The following is a 19,226-nucleotide window of genomic DNA, read 5'->3' as shown; positions in this document are numbered from 1 at the left end:
ATTTGCTTTGGCACGCGAGATTCTTCGCTCTGCTCAGAATGACGTTCCTTTGTCCCTAAGTCTTATAATACGCCCAACACTATGCAAATCCTGCTGCTCAACGGTCCCAACCTTAACCTGCTGGGCCGGCGCGAGCCCGGCATCTACGGCACCCGCTCCTTCGAAGACTACCTGCCCGAACTGGTGGAGGCTTTCCCACAATTCGAGCTGGTGTATTTCCAGAGCAACCACGAAGGCGGCCTCATTGATAAGCTGCACGAAGTGGGCTTCAGCTACCACGGCATCGTGCTGAATGCCGGCGGCTTCACGCACACCAGCGTGGCGCTGGCCGACGCGGTGGCCGCCATCGGCTCGCCGGTAATTGAGGTGCATCTGAGCAACCTGCACGCCCGCGAGGAGTTCCGGCAGCGCAGCCTGCTGGGCCGCCACTGCGCCGGCAGCATCAGTGGTTTCGGGCTGGAAAGCTACCGGCTGGCCCTGCACTACCTCGACGGCCAGCGGCCCAAGCGCATGGGGTTTCGGGTGTAAGGCAGCGAGAGGGCGCGGATATCTCGCGTTTACTCTGCTGGCCCTCATTCCCTTTCCTACCTTTGCATTTCCTTACCAAGCAATCCGCCGCTATGTATACGTTCAATCCCGGGCCTTCGCAGGTGTATCCGCAGGTGCGCCAGTATCTACAGGATGCCTTTGATGAGGGCTGGCTCTCGGCGCCGCACCGGGGCGAGAAGTTTGTACAGCTGATGCGCCAGACGGTGCAGGAGCTCAAAGCCAAGCTTCACATCCCGCAGGACTACACCATTTTCTTCCTCAGCTCGGCCACCGAATGCTGGGAAGTGCTGGCCCAGAGCCTCACGCCTACCAAAAGCTTCCACCTCTACAACGGTGCTTTCGGCCAGAAGTGGTACGAAACCGCCAAAGCCCTGCGCCCGGCATCGGCAGGTCTCAAATTCGGGATTGATGAGGTGCCCGACACCGACCGGCTGCCGGGCCTCGATGAGCAGACCGATCTGGTGTGCATCACCCAGAACGAAACCTCCACCACCACCCAGCTGCGCGACGGCGTCATCCTCAACCTATACAACCGCCTGCCACCCAAGGCTTTGCTGGCCGTCGATGCCACTTCGTCGATGGGCGGAGTACAGCTCAAGTACATCAAGGGCGACATCTGGTTCGCGTCGGTGCAGAAGTGCTTCGGGCTACCGGCGGGCCTTTCGATGATGGTGCTCTCGCCGCGGGCCATCGAGCGGGTGCGCCAGCTGAAGGAGCGCGGCCACTACAACTCGCTGGCCGACCAGTATGAGAAGATGCTCAACTTCCAGACCACCCACACGCCCAACGTGCTGGGAATCTACCTGCTAAGCCGCGCCATCCACGACAACCCGCCCATCAAAACCACTCACCAGCACGTTGTCGGGCGGGCCACCAAGCTCTACGACTACTTCGACCAGGCCACCCAGCTCCGGCCGCTGATTACCAACCCCGAAACCCGCTCCTATACCGTCATCGGCCTGCAGGGCGCCCCCAGCCTCATTGAGGAAGTCAGGCGCCGCGCCTTTGCCCAGAACCTGTACATCGGCAGCGGCTACGGCGACCTAAAAGCCACCAGCCTGCGCATCGCCAACTTCCCCGCCATCCCCGATGCCGCCTTCGAGCAGCTCGTGCAGTTCTTCGCCAAGGAGTTCTCCTGAATCACAGCTGGTGCTGATGGTGCAGATTCGTTCAGATAGCTGATTCGTTCACGCTGCCCATCCATCCACACGAATCCATTTTTAGCGAATCCGCCCCCAGAACGAATCTGCCTTTTCTGCACCATCTGCACCAGCTGTGATTCATGTTTAGCCTCAAGGAAATAGCCTCCGTTACGCTCACGCTGTTCGCCATCATCGATATTCTGGGCTCGGTGCCCATTATTATTCAGATTCGGCAGCGCGAAGGCGACGTAAATGCCGAGAAGGCCACCATTGTGGCGGGCATACTGATGGTGAGCTTCCTGTTCGTGGGCCAGAGCATTCTGTCGCTCTTTGGGGTTGATTTCCAGTCTTTTGCTCTGGCCGGTGCTATCATCATCTTCCTGATTGGTATGGAGATGATTCTGGGCATCGAGCTGTTTCGGCACGACCCGGCGGCGGGCACGGGCTCGATTGTACCGCTGGCCTTCCCACTGATTGTAGGGGCCGGCACCATGACTACCCTTCTCTCGCTACGGGCCGCTTACGCGCTGCCCAACGTACTGGCCGGCGTGCTCGTGAACCTGGTTTTCGTGTACCTGGTCATCAAAAGCTCGCCCTGGATTGAGCGCAAACTCGGCAAAGCCGGCGAAGATATTCTGCGGCGCGTATTCGGCGTCATCCTGCTGGCCATTGCCATCAAGCTGTTTAAAACGAATTTCTAGGGAGGCCTGAGTACAAAGAAGTGAGAGATGCGCCTTTCGTGCGGCCCGGCCAAATGGGGCTGACAGCACGAAAGGCACACCTCTCACTTCTTTGTGCTTACTGCTAAACTCGCACCTCTGCGTCGTCAGTACTCTCCGATGGCGGGTTCCTCGCGGCTCATCAGCAGGCCTACCATCATCAGCACACCGGTGAGCAGAATAACAATGAAGAGGATGTTTTCGGAGACTTCGCCGATGAGGTGCTGCTGCGGGATGCTATAAAACAGCAGCACCGTAATCAGGCCTTTTGGGGCAATGAACAGCTCGGGAATAAGGTCGGTTTTGGCAATGAAGCGCAGGTAGAAGTAGCGGATGGCCGTGAGAGCCACCACGATAATTACGCCTTGCAGCAGCAGTTGCGGGCTCATCAGCTTGCTGACCGTGATGCTGTAGCCGAAGAGCAGAAAGAAGAACGTGCGGATCAGGAAGGCCGATTCGGCCGTGATGCTGCGCAGCTGGTGCAGTTCGTCGGTGAGGCGGGCCGGGTTGAACCAGTGTTTGATAGGCCCCACCATGAACTGCTCGGCGTTATTAACGGCCAGTCCGAACACCAGCACCAGCACCAGAGATGATAGGTGCAGGTTTTTGGCCACGCTGTAAAGCAGAATCAGAAAGGCCAGAATCAGGAAGAACTTAACATGCAGCCGAATCCGGTCGAGCAGGAAAATAAGCGCAGCAGTACTTGCAATAGCCACCAAACCCACGGCTATTACATCGAGCCCGAACGTGGCCACCGACATGCCCTGGCCGAAATTAGCCTGCAGAGCGAAGTTGAAGAGCATAATGCCCAGAATATCGGAGAAGGTGCTTTCGTAAATGATGAACTCCTGTTTTTCGCCCGTGAGGCCTGCCACGCTGGGAATAGCAATGGCCGAGCTGATAACGGCCAGCGGAATGGCGTTTACGAGGCAACTCTGGAAATTAACCCCCAGCCAGTAGTGCAGAATCAAGGCAATGGCCAGCGACTGCACGACCAGCATGAGCACGGCCGCGAAGAAGGAACGCCGGATAAGCGGAAATTTTTCGCGGGTAATCTTGAGGTCCAACGCCCCTTCCAACACGATCATAATCAGCCCTATAATTCCAAATATTTCCAGAATTACTTTAGGCGCGACGAACGTAAATTCGAAGTAGTCGGCGGCCTGACGCAGGGCAATACCCGAGAGCAGCAGCATGAGCACCGACGGCACTTTGGTGGCGCGGGCAATCAGGTCGAAGAGGTAAGAAAGAATAATGGCCAGGCTGAGGCCAATAAGAATGGAATAAGAACCCATAGAGTGAAGCTTGGCCCAAAAGTAATTCCGGCTATACGGGCCGGAACGAGCGTGGTTGGCCGGCTCTGTGAAGACCCGGAACGGCGAAGATACGCTTTCGACGGCGGTGGCGCGGGCCTGCCAGTTGAAACGGGGCTGCGTGGGCGCGTAGCGTACCTTTACCTTATGCAACAGCCTTTGGGGAAAGAAGTGGCGGTAGTGGGTGGCGGACCGGCAGGCCTGCTGGCCGCTCAGCGCCTGGCCGAAGCGGGCTGCCGGGTCAGCATCTACGAGGCGCAGGCCACGGTGGGCCGCAAGTTTCTGGTGGCCGGCCACGGGGGCTTCAACCTGAGCAATGCCGAAGAAGCCGCCCCCTTCGCCGCCCGATACGCTGCCCGCGCCCCCGATTTCACGGGTTTCCTGGCCCACTTCTCCCCCACCGACCTGCGCGCCTGGGCCGCCGAACTGGGCATCAGCACGTTTGTGGGCACCAGTGGCCGCGTGTTTCCGGAGGCCCACCACAAACCCGCCGACCTGCTGCGCGCCTGGGTGGCGCGGCTGCAGGCGCTGGGCGTAACGCTGCACGTGCGCCACCGCTGGCTGGGCTTCGGCCCCAATGGTGCCCTGCACCTGCGCCACGAAACCACCGGCGAACAAACCACTGTGCAGCCCGCCGCCACGCTGCTGGCCCTGGGCGGAGCTAGTTGGGCCAAGACCGGCTCCGACGGGGCCTGGCGGCCTGAGCTGGAGCGTGCCGGCGTGCCCGTAGTGCCCTTTGCGCCTAGTAACTGCGGAGCCGAGGTGGCCTGGTCGGATTTTTTCCGCGAAAAAGTGGGCCGGCAGCCGCTTAAGAACGTAGCGTTGAGCTGCGGTCCGGAAACGGTGCGTGGCGAAGTTATGCTCACCGATTATGGCATTGAGGGTACGCCGGTGTATGCCCTCACACCGCAGCTGCGGGCCCAATTGGCGGCCGGCGGCCCGGCCGTGCTGCATTTGCACCTCAAACCCGACCTTGAGCCGGCCCAATTGCTGGAGAAGCTGGCGCGGCGCAGGCCAGGCAAATCAGTGGCGTCGTTTCTGGGGGAGGCGTTGCGGCTGGGGACGCCGGTGCCCACGCTGCTGCGCGAGCTGGGGCCGGCTATATTTCCAACCGCCCCAACCGAAGCCGCCGCCCTGCTTTCGGCCCTGCCTATACCGGTAACTGCCCTGCGCCCGCTTGATGAGGCGATTAGTACGGCAGGCGGCGTGGCCTGGGGGGCGCTGGATGAGCACCTGATGCTGCGGATGCGGCCCGGCACCTTTGTGGCCGGCGAAATGCTCGACTGGGAAGCACCTACCGGCGGCTATCTGCTGCAGGGCTGTTTCAGTACCGGCGCCTGGGCAGCCCGCGGCTTGCTGAGCTGGCTTGGCCAGCATCCGTAAACATATATTATTTGCAGCTACTCTCTTCGCTCCGCACGCTCAACCTCTTCGGCTTCGGCCAGCAAGGCTTTGGCTTCGTTGAGCAGGCGCTGGCCATGGTCGAGCTGCTGACGCAGGATGAGAGCGAAGAGCACGAAATACGACACGATGGGCAGCAGCAGTCCCAGCGCAAACCACAGCCAGAACGAGCGGCCGTAGCTATAGGCGCAATAGCCGGTTACCAGCGGAACCAGCGACATGGCAAACAGGCCCGCAATAACCAGATCAATGAACATGGGGCCGGAGCTAAGCGGTGGGAAAACTCAATCGTTGAGGAAGATACGCTATTATCGGCAGCTGGGCAAGGGCCGCGCCGCTTGCTGCTAACCCGCCCGGAGCGCGAAGGTTATGGCCGCGCGCCGGCAAAACCCATCTTTCGGCGAGCTTTTTGCGTAACTGCCCCTTTCCGCCCTCCACGTTCTGCCCGCTGCCCCTATGTGGGAAAACCAAAGCCTGTTTCGCGTATCCGCCCAGCTGTTTGCCGATGGCGTATTCAACCTGCTCGACCGGGCGCTGAAGCCGGAGATTTTTTTGCTGGGTATTGCTTCGGCCCGAGAAACTGACGAACCCCAGGCGGTACTCATCGAGCCGCGGAACCACCGCTACTCCGGCCCCGATTTTGCGGCCGTGAAAGCCCACGCCGTGGCCCTGGAGCCCGATGGCCCCCGCGAAGTGGTGTATCATCTGCATCAGCTCGACCATGACCGCTACGAAAAGCAGCGCTGGTACGAGCTGCTGCGCCGCGCCACCGAGCACACCCTGCACGAGTTGGTAGCCCAGCGCCAGGAAGATAGGGTGAGCTTCTGCTCGATGCCCGTGAGTTCGGGTGGCTACCAGGTGCTGATTGTGCTGCAGCTTTCGGCCGAGGCCTACCACAATTACTACGCCCTGCCCGGGCCAACCGTGCCTAACCGCCCGGCCTCGCTGCTGGCCGCCACCATCGAAGAGCTGCTGCTCGACGCCTCGCGGGCCCTCCGCGAGTCCGACCACGCGGACGATGACCGGCTGGTGCTCAACCGCGACTACAACGAGGTGCTGCGCGCTGCCGGCCGCCGGTTTATGCTGCGCGCCGCCGCCGGCAGCCACGGTCTTTACGATGCCTGCAATGGCGTAGCGGCCCTGCGCCACGAGGGAGACGAAGGCGTGGGCACCATGCTCATTTCGAAGCGCCACCATCCGGCCGTGGTGCCGGTACTCATGCTCGACACGCCGGTACCATTGCGCGACCACCGCCGCATTCGTAAACTCTTGGAGCTGAGCGAAGACCGCCACGCACTCATTACCGATGCCACCGACGTATTTGGGCTGGGCTACCTCGTGGAGCCCGACGATGCGCAGTACGAGCCCCTGTTCACGGTGCATTTCACCAAACACTACAGCTGGGAACTGAGCCACGATGGGCACCGCATGATGAAAGTGGTGTCGAACACGCCACGCCTGCCGCAGGGCACTATCGACGAAGACAACTTCACCCAGGCCGTGGGCCGAATTTTCGCAACGCTCGATGCGGCCGGCATTGCCTACCTGTGGGAACTGACGCTGAGCGCCGCCAAGCAGGAACATGGCACTATTCTGCTGATTTCGGAGGGCGCGGCGCAGGAGGCCGTCCGGCTTTCGCCCCAGTGCTTCCGCGTAACCCCGCGCCTGATGACGCCCTCGGTGCTGCGGCTGGTCACCAACATCGACGGGGCCGTGCTCATCGAGCCGAGCGGCACCTGCCACGCCATCGGGGCCATTCTCGACGGCCTGGCCACCGAGAAAGGCGACTCCAGCCGAGGCTCGCGCTACAACTCGGTGCTGCGCTACGTAGAAAGCAGCCGCTATCCGGTGCTGGCCGTTGTGGTAAGCGAAGACGGCTGGATTGACCTGCTGCCGCCCATTTGGGGGTAGCAGCACCTGTTTTCCCTCCTTCCCCATTCTCTGCTATGTCTGTTCCTACCTTCGACCAAGATGACCGCCTGCAGTGGGTAGAGCGCGTTTCGCGCCTGCTCGACAGCCAATTCCGGGTGCCCGGCACCAACTGGCGCTTCGGCCTCGACCCGATTATGGGTCTGCTGCCCGTGGTGGGCGGGCTACCTTCATTGGCTGTATCGGGCCTGCTGATTTTGACTATGATGCGCCACGGTGCCAGCGGCAACCTGGTGGTACGCATGGTGTTCAATGTGGTGCTCGACGCGCTGATTGGCGCTATTCCGATCATAGGCAACATCTTTGACTTCGCCTATAAAGCCAACAACCGCAACGTGGCGCTGCTGCGCGCCCACTACGCCGAGGGCCGGCACCAAGGCTCGGGCAAGGGCCTGTTGCTGGTGCTGACTATAGTGCTGCTGGCATTGGGGGGGCTGCTGGTGTGGGCCGCCTGGTGGCTGGGTTCGGTGCTCTGGAACTGGGGCGAGTCGGTGCAGTGGTAACGCAATACCTGTTGCGCCGCCGATGCCGCTCAGGCCCGGCGTGCCTACCTTTGGGGCATGCAAACCCTTCGATTCGTTCCGCTGCTGCTGTTGCTGGCTGCCTGCCAGCCCTCTTCATCTCAACCTGAAACCAGCCAGCAGGTAGCCGGGGCCGAAAAGAATGTAATTGCAGATCACGATTCGCTGATGGCGCAGATGGACCGGCTCTATGAGCTGCGCCAACAGCTGGCCAAACTGCCGGCCACCGACACCGTAGCCCTTGGGCAGGCCCGCCGGGCAATTGTGGGGGCCGAAAACGGCATGATGGACTGGATGCATCGCTACCGCCGCCCGGCCGACACCGTGGCTGACGCCCGGCGGCTGGCCTACTATGCCCGGCAACAGGAACGCATCGATTCGGTCGGCCGTTTGTTTGAGAGCAGTCAGGCCGCCGCCCGCCAGCTGTTGGGGGCCTCCCCCACGGCCACTGTTCCTTCGTCTTCCGTTACTCAATAAGCTGTTTTTTTGATGACTAATTCGTTTCGCCGGGCCGGCCTGCTGCTGGCCGCCGCCGGGGCCGCGCTGAGCTTATCGCTCGGCGGCTGCTCCTCAGAACCTAACTCATCAGTTGAGCGCCTGCCGGTGTTAGGCTTCAAGTCTGCCGAGCCCACTTCCCCTTCCGACACGCTCCCCGACCCCATTCCGGCCTTCCGCCTCACCAACCAAGACCGGCAGGTGATTACCAATCAAACCTTTGCGGGCAAGGTGTACGTCACCGACTTCTTCTTTGCCACCTGCCCCAGCATCTGCCCCAAAATGCAGAGCGAGCTGCTGCGCGTGTACAAGGCGTTCGAAACCAACCCCGACGTACTGTTTCTGAGCCACACCATCGACCCGGCCCACGATTCGATTCCGGTGTTGCGCGACTACGCCGAGCGGCTGGGTATCAACGACGCCTCGCGCTGGCACTTCGCCACCGCCGGCCGCGACTCGGTTTTTGCCCTCGCCAAAGCCTACATGACGGGCGCGGAGGTGGATGCCGCCGTACCCGGCGGCTTTGCCCACAGCGGCACGTTCGCCCTCGTCGATTCGCAACGACGAGTACGGGGCGTGTACGACGGCATGGTTCCCGAGCAGGTCGATCAGTTGATCAAGGATATTCCGGTGTTGCTGAAGGAGGAGGCCGAGGCGCAGCCCGTGGCGGCCAAATGAGGCGGCGCGGCCATTTGTTGCGGCTGCTGGGTGCCGGTGGCCTGCTGCTCACGCTTAGCTTTTCGCTGGGCAGCTGCTTCACTGAGCGCCAGAATGAGGGCGCCCAGCTCTACGCCACCCATTGCAGCAGCTGCCACGGCGACCAGGGACAGGGGCTGGAGCGCCTCATTCCGCCCGTAGCCGCCGCCGACTACATTGCTAGCAACCGCGCCGAGCTGCCCTGCCTTGTTCGCAAGGGCATGCAGGGCGATATTGTGGTGAATGGTATCCACTACAACCAGATAATGCCCGGCCACGAGGACCTAACCGACTCACAAATCACCAATCTGCTCAACTTTCTGCAGACCAACTGGGGCAATACCAATCAGCCCTACACCATCCGCGAAACGGCCGAGCTGCTCGGCCGCTGCAACGGCTCGGATGGGCAGTAAACGGCAGCTAAAAGCTGCCCCTGCCTCCGAAAAGCCTTGCATTACAAGCCTCCTGCTGCCTGGGCGACACATAACTGGCCAGGCGGCAGCAAGCCACCGGCAGCCGGTGGCCGGGCGGGAACTGCCAGCCGATGGGGGCCGTTCTTTTTAGTCAGCCGCTCGGCTGGCAGCGGGTTTTGGTCGTGCATCTTCGCCCAAACCTGCTTAGCTTGCACCTTCATTTCTTTGCTTGAATATGGCCCTGTTTGACTTTCTGAAGAAGAAGTCCGAAGACAACACTTCGGCACCTGCAACTCCTGCTACGGCCGCCGCATCCGGCGACGCGCCAACTGCCCCAGCCGAGCCGGCCGGCCCCCGCTACAAAGGCTCCAACTACCAGATGCCTGCCCCGGAAGCGCCGGCTCCTATGCCCATGATTCCGCCAGCCCCGCCCATTGCCATGCCCGGCACGATGGCAGGCCAGCCTGATGGCAGCATGCCTGAGCAGCCCAATTTCGAGCCCACCAACATTCTGGAGCAACTGCTGATGCAGGCCTCCTACGACCCGCAGTTCCGGCCGCCCTTCTACCAGGCCCTGCTGGGCGAAGAACTGACGGTGGTGCTGGCGGCCCGCGAAGACCAGGAGCCCGGTGAGATTACGCCAACCGAAGGCATGGAAATTCAGCTGCAGGCGCTGCACGATGGCAAAATAGCCATCTTCACGGCAGTGGAGCGCATTTTCGATAACGGTGCCGTACCCGAGGGCAGCGTGACATACATGCGCCTGCGGGGCCACGACTTCTTCACCATGGTGCAGGACGCCGATTGCGCCATCAACCCCTTCTCGGCGGTGGGCAAGCTGATGCCAGCCGACGAAATCAAGGCCCTGGTATCCGGCCAGCTCTTCGAGGGCGCGCCGCAGCAGGATGTGCAGGTAACCCTGCACCAGCCCGAGCCCGAGCCCACGGCCCTGCTCGACGGCCTGCGCGAGTACAGCGCCACCCAGCCGGCCATCCGCAACGTGTACTTGGCCGAAATGCGCATGCAGAATGCCCCCGAGCAGTCGCGGCTGCTCGTGGCTTTCGATACCGAAGAAACCGACCCGGCTTTCATGCAGGACCTGGGCCCCATCATCAAGGGCAACATTGCCGAAGCGCAGTTCGTGGACCTGATGCTGATTGACCCCACTTCTAAGGAGCCGCTGATTCAGTACCTGCTCACCACCGAGCCGGTGTACGCCCGGGCTTAGAGTTTAGAGTTTAGAGTTTAGAAAAGAACGCCACTCCCTTCGGAATGGCGTTCTTTTCTTTTGTAGCTGTTTAAGAAATCAACAGACTGTCATGCTGAATTTCTAACTAGCGGACGTACCATGAACTCCTAAGAGCGTCAGGCGTCATTGTATAACGCTAGTCTTCTATCCCGCTCCCGTCTGCCCTGAATTCTTATTACGCATAGCCTTAACCAGCAGCGGACGCAGCACGAAATACACAACCGGCCCCATCACCAAACAAGCACCGGCCCAAAGCAGCAACGCGCCCAGCATAGCCTGCCAGAGCAGGTGCAGCGCCGCCAGCCAGTCGTTGGCCAGCAGGTAGCGTAGCTTGTCGAGCGTGAGTTCGGGAGCCCGGTCGCCCCAAAGTAAGGCCCCCTGCCGCAGCAGCGGAATAACGAGCAGCAGCTGTACCGGGCTCCAGAGATGGGCAATGAGTAGGGTTGCGGCCACATTCAAGCGCAACCGCAACGCCGCGAAAGTGGCCGTAAGCGTCGTTAGGCCCAGCACCGGAACAACCCCACAGGCCGAACCCAGCACCACCGTAAGGGCCAGCTGGTGCGGCGTAAGGCCCTGGCGTAGCAGCCCGAGTAAGGGGTCGGTAACCCGGCGCTGCCACCAGCTACGGGTTTGGGTGGCGGCGGAGGCAGGAGGAGTAGGCAAAGCAGCAGCAAAATTAAGGTAAAGCAACCGGGCTGCCCACGGCTGGCCCGTCCAAGGAGGTGCGAGTGGGTACTGGTACTTCCAGCGCAGCGCGGGTAGTGGCTGAAAGCGTAAAACATACCAGCACGAATCCCCCTAAGCCTGCCAGCAATGGAAGCCAAGCTGCCGGCCGCTGTCGGCACCATAGCCATATATCTGGCCCACCGAAGCAGACAAGCGCATACGCCAGCAGGTGTAGCGGAATGAAAAACCGGCACTCTACCACCAGCGGAACGGCCGCCAGCGCGGGCAGCACCAAAGCCGCTACCAGCAGCCAGTCGGGGAGGCGCAGGCGCGGAGCCCGGCGCACCGCTACCACGAGGGCACCATAAAACACCGCATAGTGGAGCAAAGCCAGCCATTTGGCCGGCGCATACACCCGCACCAGATATGGACTGGCATATAGTACATCGAGCCCATTGAACAGGTGGCGGCCAAACAAGCCCAGCATTTCCAGCGGGTGGGCCACCACCAGGGCCGCGTATGCGCGCAAGGTTGTCAGGTGGCCCGAGGGATGCGCGGCCAGCAGCACTTTGGCAGTAGCATCGGTGTAAATAACCTGGGGCTTGGGGTAGGCAGAGCCGATGTTGGTTTCAAACTTCTGAATACCAAGGCCTTGGTTCAGATGCCACAGATACAGGTTATCCTGGCTGCCTTTCGTATTGCGACTCAGCACAAAAGGGCTGTTTGACTTGAAATTATACTGATTGATAAGCAGCTGCGGGGTCGCCACCAGCGTAGCGCCAATAGCCAGCGCCCCCCACCTCACCCAGCACGACGGGCGAGCATGGCCCCAAGCCGGGCGCAGGTGCCACCATAGCAGAATGCAGGGCAGCGCCAGCACATACACCGGACGAATATAGATGGCCCCCACCAGCACGGCTCCACCCAGCAACAACCGCGCACCCGATTGGGCACGCACTACCAGCACAGCCCCGCTAAGCAGGAAAAGCAGTGCCGGAAAATCGGAAAGCAGAAAATTGAAATGGCCGCGCCAGAACAGGAAGCCCAGCCCGACGAAAGCCAGCCGCCCCCCCAGCGGCACGGGCTGGCCGGTAGCCGTTTGCCAGAAGCGCGGCGCTACCAGCCCGAACAGCAGCGCCGCTACCAGTGCGCCTTCGGCCTTTACCAGCGCTAACTGCTGCCCCGGCAGCAGGGTTCGCTCCAGCACCGTAAGCGGATAATTGAGCAACGGATAGAGGTAGCCGCGTAGTGGAGTAGTGAGGTTAAAAATCGAGAAACTACCATTGCGCTCCAGGTCGCGGGCAAACTCCCAGTAGCTCCGCGAATCGAAGGGCAGCGCGTAGTAAGGCGAGCTAAACAGATACACCCCAAACAACAGCAGTGCACCGCCAAAGCCCACCAAGGCCGGCCGGGCACTTGCCACTGACCATAAGTTACGCATAGCATTGGGAGTTGAGGATGGGGATTACCCAGCCTTGCATAATGGCGTCGGAAGCCAGCGTAAACAAGGATATTACTTCGTTTCGGCGGCGCCGAACGTACCTTCGTACAACTGCCGGTTCGGCTGAACCTGAGCCGGCCGGCGCCTTCCATGACAAAAGTACACCTGCGGCCCCTAGCTCGCCATCCGTTTGTTGTATTCTGGCTGCTGCTGCGCCACGCGGCCCGCGAGTTCGGCAACCACGACCCGCTGCGGCTGGGGGCGGCCACGGCCTTTTTTGCCACATTTGCCCTGCCACCCATCGTCATCATACTTATTCAGGGGCTGGGCTATCTGTACTCGGCTTCGCAGGTGCGGGTGCTGCTGCTTACCAAACTTTCGCACTTGCTGGGGGCCTCGGCAGCGGGGTTGGTCGAACAGATTCTGCGCAACGTAACCGATGTACAGCGCAGCCGGCTGGTTACGTGGCTGGGCTTCGCGTTTCTGCTGTTCATTGCCACCACCCTGTTCGGCGTTATACAGCACTCACTCAACCAGATATGGCAGGTGCGGGTACGCCGCCGCACCGGCCAGCTGCGCACCGTGCTCAAGGAGCGGGCCCGCTCGCTGGGCCTGCTGCTGGCCACCGGCCTGCTCTCGATGCTCGCCTTTCTGTCGGATGCAGCATTGGGCTTTGTGGCCAGCTACGCCGAATACTTCAATGCTACCTTCAGCAATGTGGTACTGGAAATAGTCAACCGGTTGTTTTCATTGCTGATTTTGGTGGGCTGGTGCGGCGTTACGTTCCGCAATCTGAGTTCGGCCAAAATACCGCGTAAGGCTGTCTGGCGCGGGGCAATGCTCACGGGCAGCCTCATCAGCCTGGGCGAAAGCGGGCTGGGCATGCTGCTAGTGCCGCGCAACCTGGGCCCCATCTACGGGCCGGCCTCCAGCATCGTGCTGGTGCTGCTGTTCGTGTTCTATTCAGCCATGATTTTCTACTTCGGCGCCTGTTTTACCAAAGCATACGCCCAATACGCGGGCCTCGACATCCGCCCAAAAAAATCGGCCGTGCGCTACAAGCTGGTCGATGTGGTGGAGGAAGAGGAGATTAGTGGGTAGTGGGTAGTGGGTAGTGGAAAAATGTCATTCTGAGCGCAGCCGGAGGCGCAGTCGAAGAAATCTCTACCGCTTCGTCTGAATCGTTACAATCAAACGGTAGAGATTCCTCGACTGCGCCTCCGGCTGCGCTCAGAATGCCGTTCTCTGTATATCCCTTCATTATTCCCCTCTCCCCTCTCGCAAAGCCTTATCTTTGCTGATTGAATCTCTGAATATGACCCCGACCGAACCGAATACCCCCGCCGCCGCCGCTACCTTCGCCGACTTAGGCCTGACACCAGAGCTGTTGCAAGCCCTGGAAGAGCTCCAGTTCCAGACGCCTACGCCCGTGCAGGAGCAGGTAGTGCCTATGGCCCTAGCCGGGCAGGATGTGGCCGGACAGGCACCCACCGGCTCGGGCAAAACCGCAGCTTACGGCCTCTCGGTACTGCAATTGCTCGATTTGAAGCAGGATGCGGTGCAGGTTATTGTGCTGGTACCGGCCCGCGAGCTGGCCCTGCAGGTGCGCGACGCCCTCAAAAAGCTGGGCAAGTACATGCCCAACCTGCGGGTGGCGGCTTTCTACGGCGGCCACGCCTTCCGCGAAGAAACCGCTTCGCTCACCCAGGCCCCGCACATTGTGGTGGCCACGCCCGGCCGCCTGCTCGACCACTTCGAGCGGCGCACCATCATCCCGAACCAGCTCAAAACCCTGATTTTGGATGAAGCCGATAAGCTGCTGGAGCTGGGCTTTCAGGATGAGCTGGTGGAGATTATCAAGCGCCTGCCGCGCCGCCGCCAGACCCTGCTGTTCTCGGCCACGATGTCGGATAAAGTGCTGGATTTGATTCGAAAGAACCTGACCCGGCCGCGCGTGGTAAACGCGGGCCAGGATACCGACGAGCTGCCCGAAAACCTGACGCTGCTCGGCCACTTCGGCGCCATCGAACAGAAGCCGGCCGCGCTGCTGCACCTACTCAACCTGCCCGAAACCGGCCGCGCCCTTATCTTCTGCAACACCCGCGACCGGTGCATGGAGCTGACCCGGTTTCTGGTGGGCCGCGGCGTAGCAGCCGAGGTGCTGCACGGCAAAATGCCCCAGCCCGAGCGCGACAAAGCCTTGCTCAAGCTGCGCAACGGCTCCAGCCAGGTGCTGGTAGCCACCGACGTAGCCGCCCGCGGCATCGACGTAACCCAGCTCGATACGGTGGTACAGTATGACGCCCCCGACAAGGCCGACGGTTTCCAGCACCGTGCCGGCCGCACGGCCCGCGCCGGCGCCGCTGGCACGGCCCACCTACTGGCCACCGAAAAAGAGCGCGCCCACGTAAGTAAGTGGCCCATTGCCGAGGGCATCAAATGGACGCCTCTGCACGCCCCCAAGCTGCCACCGGCCGCCCCCAAAGCCCCACGCCCCGAAAACGTAACCCTGCACGTATCGGCCGGCAAAAAGGATAAGGTAAGCGCCCACGACTTAGTTGGTGCCTTCGTGAACGTGGGCGGTGTAGCCCGCGAGCAGGTAGGCCACATTGAGGTGTTCGATTACTACAGCTACGTGGCCGTGCCCCGCGAGCAGGCCCAACTGGTAGCCGAGCGTCTGGCCGGCACCAAAGTAAAGGGCCGCAAAGTGCGCGTATCGATAGTGGCTTAACTGGCCAAACGCTACTATTACGCCAAAATAGGCTAATTTGGAAGCCGCGTCCGATCCTGGGCGCGGCTTCTGGTTTTCCTGTCCCTTTCTTTCCCGCTATGGCTGCTCCCATATCTGCCACTTCTCTGACGGCCGCCGAAACCGTGCCCGGGGCCGAAACGCCCAACTACACATCGGCCCTGGCCTCGCTCACGGTGCTGTTCTTTATGATGGGCTTTATCACCTGTCTGAACGACATACTGATTCCCTATCTGAAGGCCATCTTCAGCCTTACTTACACCCAGGCCAACCTGATCAACCTGTGCTTTTTCGGAGCCTATTTTGTGATGGGCATTCCGGCTGGGCGGCTGGTGCAGCGCGTGGGCTACAAGGGGGGCATGCTGACCGGGTTTCTGATTGCCGCACTTGGCTCGTTCCTGTTCTACCCGGCCGCCGACAGCCGCAGCTACGGGCTGTTTCTGGGGGCGCTGTTCGTGCTGGCTACCGGCGTGGTGCTGCTGCAGGTGGCGGGCAACCCGTACGTGGCTATTCTGGGTCCGGCGCAGTCGGCTCCGGCGCGGCTGACCCTCACGCAGGCCTTTAACTCGCTGGGTACCACGGTGGCCCCACTGCTGGGCTCGGCTCTCATCCTCAACAACCTGCCCGACCTCGACACCGCCGCCTCAGCCGCGGCCATCGACGTAAAGGCTGTGCAGACCCCCTACCTGGCCATTGGCGGCGTGCTGGTGCTCATCAGCCTGCTGCTGGCGATGCTCAAGCTGCCCAAAATCAAGCACGCCACCTCAGAAAACGAAGACCTGAGCCGCCGCGCCTACCACTACCGCCACCTGGTGTTCGGGGTACTGGCTATTTTCGCCTATGTGGGCGGCGAGGTGGCCATCGGCTCGCACATCGTCAACTACTTGCACCTGCCCGACGTGATGAGCCTCTCGCCCAAAATGGCCGGCGACAAAGTGGCTTGGTACTGGGGCGGGGCCATGGTGGGCCGCTTTATGGGGGCTTACCTGCTCAACAAGTTCAACCCGGGCCGCCTGTTGGCCTTTAATGCGCTGGGCGCGGTGCTATTGGTGCTGCTGTCGGTGAGCACTACCGGCGCGCTGGCCATGTGGAGCCTGCTGGCCGTGGGCCTGATGAACTCCATCATGTTTGCTACCATCTTCACGCTGGCTGTACGCGACCTGGGCCGCCACACCGAGGAGGCCTCGGGCCTGCTTAACGTAGGCATCGTGGGAGGAGCCATTATTCCGCTGCTGTTTGGTATGGTGGCCGACAGCAGCGGGCTGCGCTGGGCCTTTTTTCTGCCGGTTCTCTGCTACGCCTACATCATGTGGTATGGTCTCAAGGGCCACCGCCCGGCGGCCGTTGCATAGCTCCACCAGATTCATCCAAAATTAAAAGAGCGGCGCTTCCTGAGGAAGCGCCGCTCTTTGCTTACTGGCCTGACTAACTCAGGTGTAGAAGAACGGGTAGGGTGCGGGGCTTGTCCCCGCCCGCCGTTGAACGATTCAGCCCTGGACCGTTCAACGGCGGGTGGGGACAAGCCCCGCACCCTACCCGTTCTTCCAGACTACTTGCCCAGCAGCTTGAAAGCGGCCGTTTGCACGTCGCGGGAGTTGCCGCCCACCATTACCTCGAAGTCACCGGGCTCGGCTACGAACTGGAGGTCGGTGTTGTAAAAGCTGAGGTCGGCGGGGTTGAGGCGGAAGGTGAGCGTGCGGGTTTCGCCCTTCTTTAGCATCACTTTCTGGAAGCCCTTCAGCTCCTTCACGGGCCGCGAAATCGAGCCTACCAGGTCGCGGAGGTAGAGCTGGGCTATTTCCTCGCCGTCGTAGTTACCGGTGTTCTGCACCGTTACTTTCACATCAAGCATAGCGCCGGAGGCCAGGCTGGTAGTGCTCAGCTCGGGCTTGCCGTACTTGAAGGTGGTGTAGCTAAGGCCGAAGCCAAACGGGTATAGCGGGTCGTTGCTGACGTCCAGGTAGCGCGACTTGTACTTGTCGAGGGCCACGCCGGCGTAGGGGCGGCCGGTGCTTTTGTGGTTGTAATACAGCGGAATCTGACCCACCGACTCGGGGAAGGTGGCCGGCAGCTTACCCGAGGGGTTGTAGCGGCCAAACAGCACATCGGCAATGGCGTTGCCGGCCTGAGAGCCCGCAAACCAGGTTTCCAGGATGGCATCGGCGTTCTGCTGCTCCCAAGGCAGCGTGAGCGGCCGGCCCGCCATCAGCACGATTACCAGCGGCTTGCCGGTTTTCTTCAGCGCCTTCAGCAACGCCATTTGGGGGGCGGGCAAACCGATGTCGGCGCGGCTTGCGGCCTCACCCGTCATGCCCTGCGACTCACCCACGGCGGCCACAATTACATCGGCACTTTGGGCGGCCTTTACGGCTTCGGCAATCATCTCGTCAGCACTACGCGGGTCCACGTTCAGCTCGCCGCCGTGGGCGTTGAGGCGGGCAATCATCTGCGCGTCGTCGATGAAGTTGGCGCCTTGAGCCGTCACAATTTTTACCGAGCTGCCCGCCACGTTGCGGATGCCCTGCTCCAGCGACACGGCCTGTTTCCAGTCGCCGGCCCCACTCCACGAGCCGATCATGTCGCGCTGGCGCGAGGCTAGCGGGCCTATCAGGGCAATGGTGCCGGTGGAGCGCAGCGGCAGGGTCTGGCCCTGGTTCTTCAGCAGCACCAAGCTCTTGCGGGCAATATCGCGGGCGGCGGCCACGTACTCGGGCTTCATCATCGTCTGCTTCGCCCGCTTCTCGTCGGTGTAGCGGTAGGGGTCCTCGAACAAACCCAGCTTCCACTTAGCCTCCAGAATCCGGCGACAGGCCGTGTCGATATCCGCCTGCTGCACAGTGCCGTCTTTCAGGTTGCGGGCCAGGTTCTTGAGGAAAATTTCGCCCACCATATCCTGGTCAATACCCGCGTTCAGGGCCAGCGCCGACACCTGGGCATCGTCGCCCATGCCGTGGGCGGTCATTTCGTTGATGGCCGTGTAGTCGGTCACCACGAAGCCGGGGAAGCCCCATTGCTTGCGCAGTAAGTCAGTCATCAGCCACTTGTTGCCCGTGGCGGGCACGCCGTTGATGTCGTTGAACGACGACATAACCGAACCCGCTCCGGCATCAATGGCCGCTTTATAAGGCGGCAGGTACTCGTTGTACATGCGCACCCGGCTCATGTCGGTGGTGTTGTAGTCGCGGCCGCCCTCGGCGGCACCGTAGAGGGCGAAGTGCTTCACGCAGGCCATTACGGTGTTGTTTTTCGTCAGGTCGGTGCCCTGGTAGCCGCGCACCATCACGCGGCCAATCTCCGAGCCCAGGTAGGGGTCTTCGCCCGCACTCTCGGAAATCCGGCCCCAGCGCGGGTCGCGGCTGATGTCCACCATCGGCGAAAACACCCAGTTCAGGCCATCAGCCGAAGCCTCCTCGGCCGCAATGCGGGCGCTCTGCTCAATAGCCGCCAAATCCCAGCTGGCGGCCAGGCCCAGCGAAATCGGGAAAATGGTGCGGTGGCCGTGGATGACGTCGTAGCCAAACATGAGCGGGATGCGCAGACGCGTCTGCTTCACGGCCATTTCCTGGAGCTTGCGGGCGGCCTTGGGCGTGAACGTGTTGAATACGCCCCCCACCGCGCCGCGCCGGATGCTGGCGTCCACGTCCTTGCTTACCACCGGCCCGGTTACGTCGAAACCCACGGTAATCAGGTTGAGCTGCCCGATTTTTTCGTCCACCGTCATCTTCTGCATCAGGTCAGCAATGAACTTGTTCATCTTGGCCTGGTCGTCGTCGGCCGCTGAACCGGGCGTAGCGGCAACGGCCGTGGCGGCGGCTACCGATTGGGGAGCGTCGAGCAGGGGCGTAAGCAACCATAGGCCCATCAGCAGGGCAGTGCGGAACGGATGTTTCATAAGGAGTTAGGAATTGAAGTAGTGAAGAAAGGGGCCGGACGCGCTACACCG

General features: G+C 61.4%; 18 protein-coding genes. 13 read left to right on the top strand and 5 right to left on the bottom strand.

Going from position 1 to position 19,226, the window contains the following annotated elements:
• Positions 1 to 81 precede the first annotated feature (81 nt).
• The 3 genes from aroQ to HW554_RS10945 all read left to right on the top strand — a co-directional run bounded on the left by aroQ (position 82) and on the right by HW554_RS10945 (position 2,392).
• The gene (gene aroQ / locus HW554_RS10955) at positions 82 to 528 is read left to right on the top strand and encodes a type II 3-dehydroquinate dehydratase (RefSeq protein ID WP_116939895.1); all 447 of its coding nucleotides are present in this window, start codon (positions 82 to 84) and stop codon (positions 526 to 528) included.
• Between the two features lie 92 nt (positions 529 to 620).
• Complete coding sequence (locus HW554_RS10950; RefSeq protein WP_176908627.1) at positions 621 to 1,688, top strand: aminotransferase class V-fold PLP-dependent enzyme; 1,068 nt, start codon at positions 621 to 623, stop codon at positions 1,686 to 1,688.
• Positions 1,689 to 1,831: 143 nt separating this feature from the next.
• Complete coding sequence (locus tag HW554_RS10945) at positions 1,832 to 2,392, top strand: MarC family protein (RefSeq protein WP_116939891.1); 561 nt, start codon at positions 1,832 to 1,834, stop codon at positions 2,390 to 2,392.
• 125 nt (positions 2,393 to 2,517) lie between these two features.
• Here the strand turns inward: HW554_RS10945 and HW554_RS10940 are convergent, their stop codons facing one another.
• A complete protein-coding gene (locus tag HW554_RS10940) occupies positions 2,518 to 3,705 on the bottom strand; it encodes a cation:proton antiporter domain-containing protein (RefSeq protein ID WP_176908626.1) in 1,188 nt (395 codons plus the stop codon).
• 165 nt (positions 3,706 to 3,870) lie between these two features.
• On the opposite strand from HW554_RS10940, the gene HW554_RS10935 reads away from it, so the two are divergent.
• Positions 3,871 to 5,106 carry a BaiN/RdsA family NAD(P)/FAD-dependent oxidoreductase gene (locus HW554_RS10935; RefSeq protein ID WP_176908625.1) on the top strand — a complete coding sequence of 412 codons (1,236 nt, stop codon included), beginning with the start codon at positions 3,871 to 3,873 and terminating at the stop codon, positions 5,104 to 5,106.
• 17 nt (positions 5,107 to 5,123) lie between these two features.
• Here HW554_RS10935 and HW554_RS10930 read toward each other — a convergent pair whose 3' ends face one another.
• Positions 5,124 to 5,381 carry a hypothetical protein gene (locus HW554_RS10930; protein WP_176908624.1) on the bottom strand — a complete coding sequence of 86 codons (258 nt, stop codon included), beginning with the start codon at positions 5,379 to 5,381 and terminating at the stop codon, positions 5,124 to 5,126.
• Positions 5,382 to 5,580: 199 nt separating this feature from the next.
• Here HW554_RS10930 and HW554_RS10925 point away from each other — a divergent pair, with 199 nt between their 5' ends.
• From HW554_RS10925 to HW554_RS10900, 6 genes are all read left to right on the top strand, one after another.
• The gene (locus tag HW554_RS10925) at positions 5,581 to 7,035 is read left to right on the top strand and encodes a diadenylate cyclase (protein ID WP_176908623.1); all 1,455 of its coding nucleotides are present in this window, start codon (positions 5,581 to 5,583) and stop codon (positions 7,033 to 7,035) included.
• 35 nt (positions 7,036 to 7,070) lie between these two features.
• Complete coding sequence (locus HW554_RS10920; RefSeq protein WP_176908622.1) at positions 7,071 to 7,556, top strand: DUF4112 domain-containing protein; 486 nt, start codon at positions 7,071 to 7,073, stop codon at positions 7,554 to 7,556.
• A 57-nt stretch (positions 7,557 to 7,613) separates the two neighbouring features.
• Positions 7,614 to 8,051, top strand: coding sequence for a hypothetical protein (locus HW554_RS10915; RefSeq protein ID WP_176908621.1), 438 nt, complete (start codon positions 7,614 to 7,616; stop codon positions 8,049 to 8,051).
• Positions 8,052 to 8,063: 12 nt separating this feature from the next.
• On the top strand, positions 8,064 to 8,747 hold the full coding sequence (locus tag HW554_RS10910) for an SCO family protein (protein WP_176908620.1): 684 nt from the start codon (positions 8,064 to 8,066) through the stop codon (positions 8,745 to 8,747).
• On the top strand, positions 8,744 to 9,178 hold the full coding sequence (locus tag HW554_RS10905; RefSeq protein WP_246285195.1) for a c-type cytochrome: 435 nt from the start codon (positions 8,744 to 8,746) through the stop codon (positions 9,176 to 9,178). Before HW554_RS10910 ends, HW554_RS10905 begins: the two co-directional genes overlap by 4 nt.
• 235 nt (positions 9,179 to 9,413) lie before the next feature.
• Positions 9,414 to 10,406 carry an enhanced serine sensitivity protein SseB gene (locus tag HW554_RS10900; RefSeq protein WP_176908619.1) on the top strand — a complete coding sequence of 331 codons (993 nt, stop codon included), beginning with the start codon at positions 9,414 to 9,416 and terminating at the stop codon, positions 10,404 to 10,406.
• Between the two features lie 165 nt (positions 10,407 to 10,571).
• Here HW554_RS10900 and HW554_RS10895 read toward each other — a convergent pair whose 3' ends face one another.
• Complete coding sequence (locus HW554_RS10895) at positions 10,572 to 11,090, bottom strand: DUF2062 domain-containing protein (protein WP_176908618.1); 519 nt, start codon at positions 11,088 to 11,090, stop codon at positions 10,572 to 10,574.
• 13 nt (positions 11,091 to 11,103) lie between these two features.
• Complete coding sequence (locus tag HW554_RS10890) at positions 11,104 to 12,534, bottom strand: hypothetical protein (protein ID WP_176908617.1); 1,431 nt, start codon at positions 12,532 to 12,534, stop codon at positions 11,104 to 11,106.
• 150 nt (positions 12,535 to 12,684) lie between these two features.
• On the opposite strand from HW554_RS10890, the gene HW554_RS10885 reads away from it, so the two are divergent.
• The 3 genes from HW554_RS10885 to HW554_RS10875 all read left to right on the top strand — a co-directional run bounded on the left by HW554_RS10885 (position 12,685) and on the right by HW554_RS10875 (position 16,635).
• Positions 12,685 to 13,635: a YihY/virulence factor BrkB family protein gene (locus tag HW554_RS10885; RefSeq protein WP_176908616.1), complete on the top strand. Its 951-nt coding sequence runs from the start codon at positions 12,685 to 12,687 to the stop codon at positions 13,633 to 13,635.
• Positions 13,636 to 13,849: 214 nt separating this feature from the next.
• The gene (locus HW554_RS10880) at positions 13,850 to 15,265 is read left to right on the top strand and encodes a DEAD/DEAH box helicase (RefSeq protein ID WP_176908615.1); all 1,416 of its coding nucleotides are present in this window, start codon (positions 13,850 to 13,852) and stop codon (positions 15,263 to 15,265) included.
• Between the two features lie 98 nt (positions 15,266 to 15,363).
• Positions 15,364 to 16,635, top strand: coding sequence for a sugar MFS transporter (locus tag HW554_RS10875; RefSeq protein WP_176908614.1), 1,272 nt, complete (start codon positions 15,364 to 15,366; stop codon positions 16,633 to 16,635).
• 197 nt (positions 16,636 to 16,832) lie between these two features.
• On the opposite strand, the gene bglX is transcribed toward HW554_RS10875, so the two are convergent.
• Positions 16,833 to 19,175, bottom strand: a complete 2,343-nt coding sequence (gene bglX / locus HW554_RS10870; protein WP_246285194.1) for a beta-glucosidase BglX — start codon at positions 19,173 to 19,175, stop codon at positions 16,833 to 16,835.
• Between the last annotated feature and the right edge of the window lie 51 nt (positions 19,176 to 19,226).

The sequence above is a fragment of the Hymenobacter lapidiphilus genome, from assembly GCF_013377885.1.
Classification (GTDB): domain Bacteria; phylum Bacteroidota; class Bacteroidia; order Cytophagales; family Hymenobacteraceae; genus Hymenobacter; species Hymenobacter lapidiphilus.
Note: the sequence above shows the minus strand (reverse complement) of the source record. Positions and strands in the feature narration are given on the sequence as shown.